Origin of the sequence: Pseudomonas sp. NBRC 111138 (genome assembly GCF_001320835.1) — a bacterium.
Classification (GTDB): Bacteria; Pseudomonadota; Gammaproteobacteria; order Pseudomonadales; family Pseudomonadaceae; genus Aquipseudomonas; species Aquipseudomonas paracarnis.
Map to the genome: position 1 here is coordinate 1 of NZ_BCBO01000118.1, position 13,508 is coordinate 13,508.

Annotated in this window: 14 protein-coding genes; 7 read left to right on the forward strand and 7 right to left on the reverse strand. The window is 61.6% G+C overall.

What is annotated here, in order from left to right:
• The first annotated feature begins 110 nt into the window (after positions 1-110).
• The 3 genes from APH41_RS21405 to dctM all read left to right on the forward strand — a co-directional run bounded on the left by APH41_RS21405 (position 111) and on the right by dctM (position 3,208).
• A complete protein-coding gene (locus APH41_RS21405) occupies positions 111-1,094 on the forward strand; it encodes a TRAP transporter substrate-binding protein (RefSeq protein ID WP_054921344.1) in 984 nt (327 codons plus the stop codon).
• 201 nt (positions 1,095-1,295) lie between these two features.
• Positions 1,296-1,928 (forward strand): TRAP transporter small permease, encoded by a 633-nt coding sequence (locus APH41_RS21410; RefSeq protein WP_034125996.1) that lies wholly within the window; start codon positions 1,296-1,298, stop codon positions 1,926-1,928.
• Positions 1,928-3,208, forward strand: a complete 1,281-nt coding sequence (dctM, locus tag APH41_RS21415; protein ID WP_014718351.1) for a C4-dicarboxylate TRAP transporter large permease protein DctM — start codon at positions 1,928-1,930, stop codon at positions 3,206-3,208. Before APH41_RS21410 ends, dctM begins: the two co-directional genes overlap by 1 nt.
• 193 nt (positions 3,209-3,401) lie before the next feature.
• Here dctM and ampC read toward each other — a convergent pair whose 3' ends face one another.
• Complete coding sequence (gene ampC, locus APH41_RS21420; RefSeq protein ID WP_054921346.1) at positions 3,402-4,544, reverse strand: class C beta-lactamase; 1,143 nt, start codon at positions 4,542-4,544, stop codon at positions 3,402-3,404.
• Positions 4,545-4,673: 129 nt separating this feature from the next.
• Between ampC and APH41_RS21425 the strand changes: the two genes are divergently transcribed.
• A complete protein-coding gene (locus tag APH41_RS21425) occupies positions 4,674-5,546 on the forward strand; it encodes a LysR family transcriptional regulator (RefSeq protein WP_054921348.1) in 873 nt (290 codons plus the stop codon).
• A 121-nt stretch (positions 5,547-5,667) separates the two neighbouring features.
• Here APH41_RS21425 and yghX read toward each other — a convergent pair whose 3' ends face one another.
• The 3 genes from yghX to APH41_RS21440 are packed head-to-tail and all read right to left on the reverse strand — an operon-like array spanning position 5,668 to position 8,036.
• Entirely contained in the window at positions 5,668-6,555 is an 888-nt protein-coding gene (gene yghX / locus APH41_RS21430; protein ID WP_054921351.1) for a YghX family hydrolase, read from the reverse strand.
• Positions 6,556-6,599: 44 nt separating this feature from the next.
• Complete coding sequence (locus APH41_RS21435) at positions 6,600-7,094, reverse strand: PaaI family thioesterase (protein ID WP_054897340.1); 495 nt, start codon at positions 7,092-7,094, stop codon at positions 6,600-6,602.
• A gap of 51 nt (positions 7,095-7,145) precedes the next feature.
• A complete protein-coding gene (locus APH41_RS21440; RefSeq protein ID WP_054921353.1) occupies positions 7,146-8,036 on the reverse strand; it encodes a DMT family transporter in 891 nt (296 codons plus the stop codon).
• 89 nt (positions 8,037-8,125) lie between these two features.
• Between APH41_RS21440 and APH41_RS21445 the strand changes: the two genes are divergently transcribed.
• Positions 8,126-9,451, forward strand: coding sequence for a PLP-dependent aminotransferase family protein (locus APH41_RS21445; protein WP_054921354.1), 1,326 nt, complete (start codon positions 8,126-8,128; stop codon positions 9,449-9,451).
• A gap of 7 nt (positions 9,452-9,458) precedes the next feature.
• Here APH41_RS21445 and APH41_RS21450 read toward each other — a convergent pair whose 3' ends face one another.
• Positions 9,459-9,890 carry a nuclear transport factor 2 family protein gene (locus APH41_RS21450; RefSeq protein ID WP_003190851.1) on the reverse strand — a complete coding sequence of 144 codons (432 nt, stop codon included), beginning with the start codon at positions 9,888-9,890 and terminating at the stop codon, positions 9,459-9,461.
• 154 nt (positions 9,891-10,044) lie between these two features.
• On the opposite strand from APH41_RS21450, the gene APH41_RS21455 reads away from it, so the two are divergent.
• Positions 10,045-10,278 carry a DUF6434 domain-containing protein gene (locus APH41_RS21455; protein WP_003190852.1) on the forward strand — a complete coding sequence of 78 codons (234 nt, stop codon included), beginning with the start codon at positions 10,045-10,047 and terminating at the stop codon, positions 10,276-10,278.
• Between the two features lie 167 nt (positions 10,279-10,445).
• Here the strand turns inward: APH41_RS21455 and APH41_RS21460 are convergent, their stop codons facing one another.
• Positions 10,446-12,155 (reverse strand): amidase, encoded by a 1,710-nt coding sequence (locus APH41_RS21460; RefSeq protein ID WP_034127601.1) that lies wholly within the window; start codon positions 12,153-12,155, stop codon positions 10,446-10,448.
• Positions 12,156-12,346: 191 nt separating this feature from the next.
• Between APH41_RS21460 and APH41_RS21465 the strand changes: the two genes are divergently transcribed.
• Entirely contained in the window at positions 12,347-12,661 is a 315-nt protein-coding gene (locus tag APH41_RS21465) for a DUF2834 domain-containing protein (protein WP_034127600.1), read from the forward strand.
• A gap of 353 nt (positions 12,662-13,014) precedes the next feature.
• On the opposite strand, the gene APH41_RS21470 is transcribed toward APH41_RS21465, so the two are convergent.
• On the reverse strand, positions 13,015-13,508 hold a 494-nt coding region (locus tag APH41_RS21470), incomplete at its 5' end, for an MFS transporter (protein WP_156359077.1).

The window sequence follows — 13,508 nt, forward strand, 5'->3', positions numbered from 1 at the left end:
ACACTGGACGCATTCGGCCAGGCCGAACGCAGGTATCTAAAATTCGAAATTCACGACACGCGTAACATCAGGCACCTTGCCTTAAACACAACAATAAGAAGGTGATTCCCATGCTCAAGCTTTCCCGGGCGCTGCTGTGCGCCGCCACCTTGTTTACCGCTGGCCTGGCCCAGGCGGCAGACCCGATTGTGATCAAGTTCGCCCACGTGGTTGCCGAAAACACCCCTAAAGGCCAAGGCGCGCTGCTGTTCAAAAAGCTTGCTGAAGAGCGCCTGCCCGGCAAGGTCAAGGTCGAGGTGTACCCGAACTCGTCGCTGTTTGGCGATGGCAAGGAAATGGAAGCATTGCTGTTGGGTGATGTGCAGATGCTGGCGCCGTCCCTGGCCAAATTCGAGCACTACACCAAGCAAGTGCAGATCTACGACTTGCCGTTCCTGTTCAACGACCTGGCCGCCGTCGACCGTTTCCAGGCGGCCCAGGGCAAGCAACTGCTGACCTCGATGCAGGATAAAAACATCCTCGGCCTGGCCTATTGGCACAACGGCCTCAAACAACTCTCTGCCAACAAGGCCCTGCATGAACCCAAGGACGCCCGTGGCCTGAAGTTCCGCGTGCAAGCTTCCAGTGTGCTCGAAGAACAGTTCAAGGCGATCCGCGCCAACCCGCGCAAGATGAGCTTTGCCGAGGTTTACCAGGGCCTGCAGACCGGTACCGTGAATGGCACCGAGAACACTTGGTCGAACTATGAAAGCCAGAAGGTCAACGAAGTGCAGAAGTACTTCACCGAGTCCAACCACGGCCTGATCGACTACATGGTGATCACTAACGCGACATTCTGGAACGGCCTGGCGCCGGATGTGCGCAGCACCCTGGAGCAGATCATGGCCGAGGTCACCGTGGAGGTGAACAAGCAGGCCGAAGCGCTGAACCAGTCGGCCAAGCAGAAGATCATCAACGCCAAGACCAGCGAAATCATCGAACTGACCCCCGAGCAACGTGCGCTGTGGCGCGAAGCCATGCGCCCGGTGTGGCAGAAGTTCGAAGGCGAGATTGGGGCTGACCTGATCAAGGCGGCGGACCAGTCCAACCAGTAATCCCCTGCGGGAGCGGGCTTGCCCGCGACTGATCGTTCCCACGCTCCGCGTGGTAATGCATCCCGTGACGCTCCGCGTCGCCTTACGCACGGCGTGATACAGGACGTGGAACGTCCGGGGCGGCATTACCACGCGGAGCGTGGGAACGATCTAGCAGGTTGACCTGGCTTTTTACCTATCTCTGCCTCGCGAGGTTTTGCCATGCAAACGCTAAGACGCGTCTGGGAGCACCTGGAGGAAGGCTTTATCGCTTTCCTGCTGGCCGCCATGACCCTGGTGACGTTCGTCTACGTCATGCTCAACAACGTCTACACCCTGTTCTTTACCCTGGCCGACAAATGGGCCTGGAGCAGCCCCTTCTTCAATGCCCTGGGCGACGGCAGCATGACGTGGGCCCAAGAGATGACCTGGAGTGTGGCGCTGACCAAGGCCATGTTCGGCTGGTTGATTTTCTTCGGCATTTCCTACGGCGTGCGCACTGCTGGCCACCTGGGTGTGGACGCGCTGGTGCGGCTGACCCGGCGCCCGGTGCAGCGTCTGCTCGGCATGCTCGCCTGCCTGTGCTGCCTGGCCTATGCCGGGCTGTTCATGGTGGCCAGCTACAAGTGGGTAAGTGCGGTGATGACCGCGCATATCGGCGCCGAAGACCTCGACCAGTTCGGCATCGATGTCGGCGACATCGTGGTGATCGTGCCCATTGGCTTTGCGTTGGTATTGATCCGCTACCTGGAAATTTTCTACCGCATCTTTACCCACCGCCAGGTCGGGTTGGGGTTGGCCGACGAGGCCGGTGAGGCCAGCAAGTTGGCCGGCAGCCATGAGGAGCGTCACTGATGGCCGTGCTCTGTCTGTTTTTGCTGTTGTTCGTGTTCATGTTCCTGGGCGTGCCGATTGCGATTGCCCTGGGGCTGTCCGGTGCGGTGTCGATCCTGATGTTCAGCCAGGACTCGGTGAGTTCCCTGGCGATCAAGCTGTTTGAAACCAGCGATGCCTACACCTTCCTGGCGATTCCGTTTTTCCTGTTGTCCGGTGCCTTCATGACCACCGGCGGCGTGGCCCAGCGGCTGATCGACTTTGCCAACGCCTGTGTCGGGCATATCCGCGGTGGCTTGGCGATTGCGGCGGTGCTGGCGTGCATGCTGTTTGCAGCGCTGTCCGGGTCGTCACCGGCCACGGTGGCAGCAGTGGGTTCGATTGCCGTGGCGGGCATGGTGCGTTCCGGTTATCCGAAGGAATTTGGTGCGGGCATCATCTGCAATGCCGGGACCTTGGGCATTCTGATCCCGCCGTCGATTGTGATGGTGGTGTATTCGGCGGCGACCGAAACCTCGGTGGGCAAGTTGTTCATGGCCGGGGTGATTCCGGGCTTGCTGCTGGGCCTGATGTTGATGGTCGCGATCTACATCGTCGCCCGCATCAAGAAGCTGCCGGCGCAACCCCGGGCGACATTCCGTGAATGGCTGAGCTGTGCACGCCGAGCGTTCTGGGGCCTGTTGCTACTGGTGATCATCCTCGGCGGCATTTACAGCGGCATGTTCACCCCGACCGAAGCGGCGGCAGTGGCGGCCGTGTATTCAGCATTCGTCGCGCTGTTCGTCTACAAGGACATGAAGCTGCGCGATTGCCCCAAGGTGCTGCTGGAGTCGGGGCGCTTGTCGATCATGCTGATGTTCATCATCGCCAACGCCATGCTGTTTGCTCACGTGCTGACCACCGAACAGATCCCCCAGCAAATCACCGCGTGGGTAATCTCGGAAGGGCTGACGCCGATTGGCTTTTTGATCATGGTCAACGTGGTGCTGCTGATTGCCGGCAGCTTTATGGAGCCTTCGGCCATTGTGCTGATCCTGGCTCCGATCTTTTTTCCGATTGCGATGAAGCTGGGCATTGACCCGATTCACCTGGGGATTGTGATGGTGGTGAACATGGAAATCGGCCTGGTGCACCCGCCGGTGGGGCTGAACCTGTTCGTGACCTCGGCGGTGACCGGGCTGACATTGGGGCAGACTATTCGCGCGGCGATGCCGTGGCTGATGATCCTGTTGGTGTTCCTGATCATGGTGACGTACTTGCCGTTCATTTCCCTGGCGCTGCCGCAGTGGCTCGGAATGTAGGGTGGGAGGGGGCTTGCCCCGATGGCGATGAGTCAGACACTCCCTCATCGGGGCATAGGTATCTACACAACTCAGGGACGACGCAGGCCCTGTGGCGAGGGAGCTTGCTCCCGTGACTACCCAACGGCGGACGCTGATCTAACTGACGCGCCGCGATCCAAATGTGGGAGCTGGCTTGCCTGCGATGGCGGCCTTATTGGTCCATCGCACTCAAGATCGCGTGCGCTACTTTCACCCGTTCGGCATTCGGATAGTTCCGGTTCGCCAGAATCACCACCCCCATGTCCTTGCTTGGCACGTACGCCACGTAAGCACCAAAGCCGCCAGTGGACCCGGTTTTGTTGTACAGCACGTTGGCCGGCTCGGCCTGGGCGGGTGTCAACCAGGTGACCTTGTGCGGCTCCATCGCCATCGGTGTGGAGTTGCCGTCCAGTAACGCTTGCAGGCCGATGGGGTAGGGGTAGCGTTCCCAGCCCAGCCCCTGGGTCATGCCGTTGACGGTGTAGTAGCCGGCGTGAGTGGTGGCAATGGCCTGTTGCACCGGTTGTTCCAGGGTTTGCGGGTGCATGTTCGCGATCACGTAGCGGGCCAGGTCCTGGCTGCTGCTCTTGAGGCCATAGGCTTCGAAGTCCAGGGCGCCAGGGTTGACGCGTACCGGTTTCTGCTGGCTGTCATAGCCCTGGGCGTATTGGCCGGCCTTGTCGGCGGGGACGCGGGTATAGGTATTGGTCAAGCCCAGCTTGGGCAGCAGGGTTTTTTCCATGGCGACGGTGAAAGGCTGGCCCAGGCTTTTTGCGGTCACGTAACCGAACAGGCCAATGCTGGGGTTGGAGTAAAGGCGTTGTTCCCCCGGCGCATAAGTGGGTTTCCAATGCTGGAAGTAATCCATCATGGTGGTTGCACTGTCGGCGGCATCCGGAAACTGCAGCGTCAGGCCGCCGGCGGTGTAAGTGGCCAGTTGCAGCAGGCTGATGCGATCGAACGCGCTGCCAGCCAGGACGGGCAGATGTTGGCTGGTCATGTCCGACAGCTTGAGCTTGCCGATGGCCTGGGCATACCCGCCGAGGGTGGCGTTGAAGGTTTTGCTCACTGAGCCGATTTCGAACAGGGTGTTTTCGGTGACGGGTGCCTGGGTGTCTTTGGCGGCGACGCCGTAGTTAAAGTATTGCACCTTGCCGTGTTGGACGACCGCGACCGTCAGGCCCGGGATGCCTTGCTGTTTCATCAGAGGGGTGACGTGGCTGTCCACGACCTGGCGCATATCGGTGGCTGCCATGCAGCTGCCGGCGCCGAGCAACAAGGCTGAAACCGCATATTTTTTCAGGGTGTGTTTCATGGTTCGCTTCCATGTAAATAAGGCAATGACGATCGGAACCTGCGCAGGCGTGGCAAATGTAGGTGGATTTCCGGGCGCCGGCAAACGATGATATCTCGCACCTGCCATTAGAAAAAATTGGGTCAAGCCATGTTGCGTTCCCACCTGCCGCTCAATGCGTTGCGCGCTTTCGAAGCGTCGGCGCGCCATTTGAGCTTTACCCGTGCGGCCATTGAGCTGTGCGTGACCCAGGCGGCGGTCAGTCATCAGGTCAAAAGTCTCGAAGCGCAACTCAACGTCACGCTGTTCAAGCGCCTGCCACGGGGCTTGATGCTCACCAGCGAAGGCGAATCCCTGCTGCCCGTGCTGCGTGACGCCTTCGACCGTATTGCCCTGACCTTGGATCAATTTGAAGGCGGGCATTACCGTGAAGTCCTGACGGTGGGGGCGGTCGGCACCTTTGCGGTGGGCTGGTTGTTGCCACGCCTGGCGGATTTTCACAGCCGCTACCCGTTGATCGACTTGCGCTTGTCCACCCACAACAATCGCGTGGATGTCGCCGCCGAGGGCCTGGATTATGCCATCCGCTTTGGCGCCGGCGCGTGGCACGGCACCGACGCCTGCCCCTTGCTTGAGGCACCGCTGACGGTGTTGTGCGTGCCGCAGATTGCCGAACAACTGCACAGCCCGGCTGACGTGCTGAAGCACACCTTGCTGCGTTCCTACCGTGCCGATGAGTGGAACCTGTGGTTCCAGGCCGCCGGTTTGCCCAGCGATACACGGGTGCCGCGCAGCGTGGTGTTCGACTCTTCGCTGGCGATGATGGAGGCCGCGCTGCAAGCGACTGGCGTAGCACTGGCGCCAGCCCTGATGTTTTCACGGCAATTGGAGAACGATGTGATCCGCCAGCCGTTCGAGGTGGGGATCACCACCGGCAGCTATTGGTTGACGCGCTTGCAGTCGCGGGCTGAGACACCCGCGATGTTGGCGTTCAAAGGGTGGTTGCAGGCAAGTGTTGGATAACATTTGGGGAGGCAGGCCCTCATTTATGTAGGAGCGAGCTTGCTCGCGAAAAACTCCCAGGCGCCGCGTCTATCCAGGACGCCCGCGTTATCGTTGTCGTTTTTCGCGAGCAAGCTCGCTCCTACATCAGGTATTGGCGGAACCATCCCAGGGTGCGTTCCCAGGCAAGGTTCGCCGCTGCTTCGTCATAGCGCGGTGTCGAATCATTATGGAAACCGTGATTGGCGCCCTTGTAGATAAACGCCTCATACCTCGTCCCCGCGGCCTTCAATGCCTGTTCATACGCCGGCCAGCCTTCATTGATGCGTGTATCAAGCTCACCGAAATGCAACATGATCGGCGCCTTGATGCGCGGCACGTCCTTGGCGTCGGGTTGGCGCCCGTAGAACGACACTGCCGCGCCCAGTTCCGGGTAGGCCACCGCCGCTGCATTGGTCACGCCACCGCCGTAACAGAACCCGGTGATGCCGACTTTGCCCGTGCTGCTGTCGTGCTGCATCAGCCACTCGATGGCGGCGAAGAAGTCGTTCATCAGTTTGGTCGGGTCGACGGTCTGCTGCAGGGCGACGCCTTTTTCATCATTGCCAGGGTAGCCGCCCACCGAGGTCAGGCCGTCCGGGGCCAGGGCGATAAAGCCGGCCTTGGCCAGGCGTCGGGCGACGTCTTCGATATAGGGGTTCAGGCCCCGGTTTTCATGCACCACCACCACGGCTGGCAGCTTGCCTGCCGCCTTGGCTGGGCGCACCAGATAGCCGCGCACGGCGCCGTTGCCTTTGGGCGAGGGGTAGGTGATGTAGTCGGCGACGATATCCGGGTCGGTGAATTTCACCTGCTCGGCCAGGGCGTAATTGGGGCTCAGGGCCGCGAGCAATGCCGAAGCGGTGAGGCCACCGAGGGTGAACAGCGCGGCGCGGTCGAGAAATTCGCGGCGGTTGATCTTGCCGTGGGCATAGCCGTCGTAGAGTTCCAGCAGTTCGGGAGCAAAGTCTTTCGCGGTCAGACGAGTCATCGGTGCAGTCCTCGATTAGCGGTTGCCGTCACTGTAGACCAGGATCAAACCTCGCGGCCATGGGCGGCGGCGGCCAGTTGCCCGGTGTCGACGCGCACGAACACCGAGTCGCCGACGGCGGTGAGCACGCTGCCTGCATACACTTCGCAGACCACCCGGCTTTTGCGACCGATTTCGCCTTCGACCCGCGCCCGCAGGACCAGGGGCACACCCATGGGCGTGGGCTTGATGAATTTGATCCCCAGGTTGCCGGTGACGCAGTCGATGCGCGGCAGGCTGCCGGGTTCACGCTGTTCGGCGCGGTAGTGGTAGGCCATGGCGGTCCAGTTGGAATGGCAGTCCACCAGCATGGCGATCAGGCCACCGTAGACCAGGTCTGGCCAGCCGCTGTATTTGGCCTCGGGTTGATGCTCGGCAATGACGTGTACGCCATCGTCATCCCAGCGGCTCTTGATGTGCAGGCCATGAGGGTTGCTGCTGCCGCAGCCGTAGCAGATGCCTTCCGGCGCCGTGGTGTCCTGGAGAGAAGCGCTGTGCATGCAGAGTCCTTGTTGTTGTTTGGGCGACGCTTCTATTTAGCAGGCCAGGGGTTAGCGAGCAAACTTCTTCGCCCCGGCCACGCAGCCGATCACCGCCACCGTCACCAGCACCATGCCCAGGCTGACCTGTTCATGCAGTAAACCCGCTGCCAGCGCCAGGCCGAAGAACGGTTGCAGCAACTGCAACTGGCCGACCGCGGCAATCCCGCCCTGGGCCAGGCCGCGGTACCAGAATACAAAGCCGATCAACATGCTGAACACCGCCACGTAGCCCAGGCTCAACCAGGCCGGCAAGCTGATACCGCTGAGGGTAGACGGCGCCAACAACAGGCTCAAGGGCGCCACCACCGGCAGCGACACCACCAGCGCCCAGCAGATCACCTGCCAGCCGCCCAGGCTGCGCGACAGCTTGGCGCCTTCGGCATACCCCAGGCCGCATGCCAGCACGGCCAACAGCATCAACACATCGCCCGCGGGTGCGGCGCTCAAGCCTTGGGCAACGGCATATCCCATCACCAACAGGCTGCCCAGGATCGAAAACAACCAGAACACCGGCCTCGGCCGTTCACCGCCGCGCAGCACACCGAACACCGCCGTAGCCAGTGGCAGCAGGCCGATAAAGACGATGGAGTGGGCCGAGGTCACGTACTGCAGGGCCAGGGCCGTCAGCAGTGGAAAGCCGATCACCACGCCAAGCGCGACGATAACCAGCGGTGCCCATTGCTGGCGCGTGGGGCGTCTTTCCTTGAATACCCCCAATAGGCACAACCCCAGTAGCGCCGCGAGAGTGGCGCGGATCATGGTCAGGAACACCGGATCGAATTCCATGACCGCCAGGCGCGTGGCTGGCAGCGAGCCGCTGAAAATCACCACACCGATAAAACCGTTGATCCAACCCTGGGTGCTGCTGTCCAGAGTGCCGAGAGGAGAAGTGCGTTCCATGGGGGACCTGTCCGAAAATGGCAGTTGCGTGCTGGGCATCCTAGGATTGAAGATTAAGACAATCAAAAAATTGTCATGGATACAGCCCTATGCCCCGTGCTCGCTACAAGACGCTGGTCGATACCTTCGCCGAGGCCATCCGCAGCGGCCAATTGCAGCCCGGCACGCGGTTGCCTACCCATCGCCAATTGGCCGCCGAGCATGGCCTGGCACTGGTCACCGCCAGCCGGGTGTACAGCGAGCTGGAAGCCATGGGCCTGGTCAGTGGCGAAACCGGGCGCGGCACCTTCGTACGTGAGATTGCCTTGCCACCGGGGCAGGGCAGTGGGCAGATGACGGTTGCGGCGGGTTTGCTTGACCTGAATTTCAACTATCCGTCTTTGCCGGGCCAGGCCGAGCTGCTGCGCACGGCGTTGCGCCAACTCGCCCTGTCTGGCGACCTGGAGGCGCTGCTGCGCTACCAGCCCCATGCCGGGCGTGTGCACGAGCGCGCCGCCGTGGCCCGGCACTTGTTGAACCGAGGGTTGACGGTGCAAGCCGAGCAGGTGCTGGTGGTCAGCGGCGCCCAGCATGGCCTGGCGGTGAGCATGATGACCTTGCTCAAGCCTGGGGATGTGGTCGCGGTGGATGCGCTGACCTATTCGGGGTTTAAGGTACTGGCCGAAACCCTGCATCTGGAACTGGTCGCCATCCCAGTCACAGCCAACGGCCCTGATCTTGACCACCTGCACAGCCTGTGTCGCCAGCGCCCGGTGCGAGCGGTGTACAGCATGCCGACCCTGCATAACCCGCTGGGCTGGGTGATGAGCCTGGCGCAGCGCGAGCGCTTGGTGGCAATCGCCAGGCAGCACAACCTGATGATCATCGAGGATAGCGCCTATGCGTTTCTCGCCGAAGGAGCGCCGCCACCCTTGGCGACCCTCGCACCGGAGCGCACGGTGTACATTGGCGGGCTGTCCAAGAGTGTCGCCACGGGTTTACGCGTGGGCTTTATCGCTGCGCCTATGGCTTGGGTGATGGGCTTGGAACGCACGATCATGGCCACCACCTGGAACGTGCCGGGGGTGATGAGCGCGATTGCGGTGGGCTGGCTCGAGGACGGCACGGTGGCGCAACTGGAGGCGCAAAAGCGTGCGGATGCCCAGGCCCGTCAAGCGTTGGCAGCACAGGTGCTGAGGGGCGTGAAGACCATCAGTCACCCGTCCTCCTACTTTCTGTGGCTGCCGTTGGCGGAAGACGCCCGCGCCGATCAGGTCGCCATGACCTTGCAGCGCGCAGGCATCTCGGTTTCAACCGCCGAACCGTTCGCGGTCTCGGCCCAGGTGCCCCACGCGCTGCGCCTGGCCCTGGGTTCGGTGCCCATGGCGGCGCTGCGTGAGGCGCTGGTGACGGTGCGTAAGGTGGTGGCGTGGTGAGGTTTGCTCAGTACTTGTAAGCCTGGCGCCCAATCAGCAGCCATTGGCCGTGCTGTTTTTGCCAAACCTGAAAGTTGTCGATATCGGTTGGTGTGTCCACACCGCTGTTCACTGCCAAGGCGTGGAAGTGGTTGCGCACCAGAGCGGTATCGCCGTTGAGAGTGATGGTCTGGTTTTGCATCTCCAGGGTTTTGAATGCGCTGGTATGGGTTTCCAGGTCGGCAATGAATTGCGCCTTGTTTTGCACCTTGCCGCTGGAGTGGCCGTAGGTGAGCTTGTCGGACGTCAGTGCATGAAGCTGCTTGAGGTCCAGATGCAGCATGGCTTGGGTCAATTGATCGACTGCCTGGGCTACATCCTTCTCGGCGGCGCCGGGCGCGGCGGCGACGTAGCCGGAGAAGAGGCACAGAAATCCGATCAGCACTTTGAAGTTGGACATGGGTGTTTCCTTATTGTTGTTAAGAAATACGACGAGGTATGTCGTCGTACAACCATGCAATATTCTCAAGGCGGAAGGAAAGTGAAATTTTGCAGGAGCTTGAGGTGAGTAGGCGCTAGAGTGTTCATCACCATCCGCGCAGCCGAGGTACATCATGGATTTTGACTGGCACAGCGACGTCATCACCCGCGCTACACCCGTCACCCCTAGCTATAAAAACACCCAGAACGTGCGCCGCTTTATGCTTGAGCAGTGTGGCCCGGCGTTCAAGTTCAACCGTCCATTCATGGCGTGGATTCGTAACGGCGCACCCAAGACTTTGGGGGATGTGGTGGAGGAGTGGCAGCGTCGCAACGAGGTGCTTCGATCCTCGCACCACGGTGTTTGAACTGAAATATGAACAAAAAGTGTGGGAGCGGGCTTGCTGTGGCGAGGGAGCTTGCTCCCGCTCGACAGCGCAGCTGGAGCCGGCTTTTTGGGGGCGCTACGCACCCCAGCGCAAGCAAGCTTAGCTTGCTCGCCCACAGCAAGCCCGCATTTGAGTGAGGAGCCCAGCTAGATAGCCGCCAGCGGTGGCGTACGCGGCGGGATCATCCGTTTGCTGCCGGTGGCTTCGAACGCCGAGGCAAAGCGCAACAGCGCCGAATCGTCATAGGCACGCCCGGCGAAGGTCAGCCCCACCGGCATGCCAATATCCGCCATCACGCCCATCGGCACGGTGACGGTGGGCACGCCCAGGTGGCGGATGGCGAGGTTGCCGTTGGCCACCCACACGCCGTTGCTCCAGGCAATGTCGGCAGACGCTTCGTTCACATCGGCATCCGCCGGGCCTACGTCGGCCACGGTGGGGAACAGCACGGCGTCCAGCCCGAGGGTGTCCATCCAGTCTTCCAGGTCCAGGCGCCGGGTTTGCTCCAGGCCGCGCAGGCCATCGGGCACGGTGCTGATCTGGTCCCATGGCGTGATGCCGCGTTGGGCCATGCGCACGTATTCGTCCATGCCGGCGGCCAGGTCGTCTTCACGGTTGGGCAGGGTGCCGGGGTCGTGGGGGAAGATGCTCGGCCCGTCCACATCGGCCAGGCGGTTCAGGTGCGGGTCGCCGTTGGCACGCAGGAAATCATCGAAGGCCCATGCAGACAGCTCCCACAGCTCGTCGTGGAGGAACTCTTTAGAGACCAGGCCACGGGTAAACACCGTCGGCGCGCCGGGGCGGTCGCCTTCGCAGTTGGACACCAGCGGGAAATCCACTTCGATCACTTCGGCACCCGCCGCTTCCAATGCCTGGCGCGCGGCTTGCCACAGTTCGATCACCGTGGCGCGGGTGTGGATCTTTTGTCCGGTCGGGCCGCCGATACCGGGTTTTTCGCTGGTGCCAGCATCCGGGTCGGCGTTGATGTACATGCGCGGCACGCCAAAGCGCTTGCCGGCCAGGTTTTCGCTGTCGACTGCCAGCGCGGCGTAGGACACCGGGCGCACCGAGGTGACGCTGGGGATCGGCACCCAGGGTTGCAGGCGCCACAGGTCACCACGTGTGTCCGGGTCTTCGGCCACCACGACGTCGAGCACTTCCAGCAGGTCGGCCATGGTGCGAGCATAAGGCACCACCACGTCCATGGTCGGGGTCAGTGGCCAGTTGCCGCGCACCGAAATCACGCCACGGGACGGCGTGTAGGCACACAACCCATTATTGGAGGCCGGGCCGCGACCGCTGGACCAGGTTTCTTCAGCCAGCCCGAACGCGGCAAAGCTGGCGGCGGTGGCGGTACCAGCGCCGTTGGAGGAACCCGACGCAAACGGCGCGGTGAGGTAGTCGGCGTTGTAGGGGCTTTCGGCGCGACCGTACACGCCACGCTGCATACCGCCATTGGCCATCGGCGGCATGTTGGTCTTGCCCAGGCAGATAGCGCCACCGGCACGCAGACGCTCAATGGTGAAGGCATCGCGCTGGGCCACCAGCTTGGCAAACGCCGGGCTGCCGGATGCAGCCGTCAACCCCTTGACCAGGTAACTGTCCTTGGCGGTGTAAGGAATGCCATCCAGCGGCCCCAGGGTTTGCCCCTTGGCACGGCGCGCATCGGACGCCTGGGCTTCTTTGAGCGCATCGGGGTTGCGTACCACCACGGCGTTCAGTGCAGTGGCCGTCTGCGGGCCATCGTAGGCATCGATCCGCGCCAGGTACGCCTGCACCAGTTCAACTGCCGTGGTCTGGCCGGCTTCAAGCGCAGCGCGCAATTGGGCAATAGAGACTTCAGTAACTTGCATCACGTTTTTTTCGCCGCCTTCAAGTGGGGGTATGGCGGCAGTCTACGTACAGATATTTCACAAAACCAGCGCGGCATACTTCGTGTAGGCGGCGCGCAGGACATCTCGGGAAAGACGTCTGCAGGATTGCGAGCGGCAGCCTCTTGTCGCTAAGGTGGCCGCGCTGATTAACGTTGCACTTCAAGGAAGAGACCATGCACAGACCTTATATCGCCCTGGCTGCCTTGCTCGGGTTTACCCTCTATACGGTGGCGACCATGCTCACGGCCGAGCAGTCCCTGCTGGCATTTGGATGGGAACTGATGTCCCGGCCCGATACGGCGCAGGTGGTGATTGACCTGTATCTGATGGCGGTGCTGGCGTGTGTGTGGATGTACCGGGATGCGCGTAGGCGAGGGCGGTCGATGGTCTCAGTGCTGCCGTATTTTTTACTGACGGCAGTGTTTGTGTCGGTAGGGCCTTTGCTCTATATCGTGGTTAATGGATTTTCTCGCCGGGCCATGAAGTGAGGCTTGTTGCTCCCGTGACGACCTGCCAGCGACGCTGATCTGACTGACACACCACGATCCAAAGTGGGAGCTGGCTTGCTCGCGAAGGCGGCCTGGCAGTCAACACAGTTGGATTGTGGACATATCCATAGCAGATCAAGAGCGGCTCGCTTCGCATCGTGGTTACCGTTGAGCGCTACGGAATTGTGTCGATACCTATGGTCATCGCAGGCAAGCCACCCACATCTGGATCGTGGGGGTGTCAGGTAGATAGGCTTCGGCTAGCAGGCCGTCACGGGAGCAAGCTCCCTCGCCACAGGTCCCGCGTCGCCCCAAAGTTGTAGATAACTACGGCTATGGGGCGACGTGATCGATCAAACGCCTTTGGTCGACGGCAACAGTACTGTGAGGATGCCCACCAGCGGCAGGAACGAGCACAGCTTGTACACGTATTCGATGCCGTGATGGTCAGCGAGCATCCCGAGCAGCGCCGCGCCGATCCCGCTGAAGCCGAACATCAGGCCGAAGAATATCCCGGCGATCATGCCCACATTGCCCGGCACCAATTCCTGGGCAAACACCACGATGGCCGAGAACGCCGAGGCGATGATAAAGCCGATGACCACGCTGAGTACGGCGGTCCAGAACAGGTCGACGTAGGGCAGGGCCAGGGTGAACGGCGCGGCGCCGAGGATCGAGAACCAGATGACTTTCTTGCGGCCGATCTTGTCGCCGATCGGGCCACCGGCAAAGGTGCCCACGGCCACCGCGCCGAGGAACAGGAACAGGTACATCTGCGAGCTGGCCACCGACAGCTGGAATTTCTCGATCAGGTAGAACGTGAAGTAACTGGTGAGGCTGGTCATGT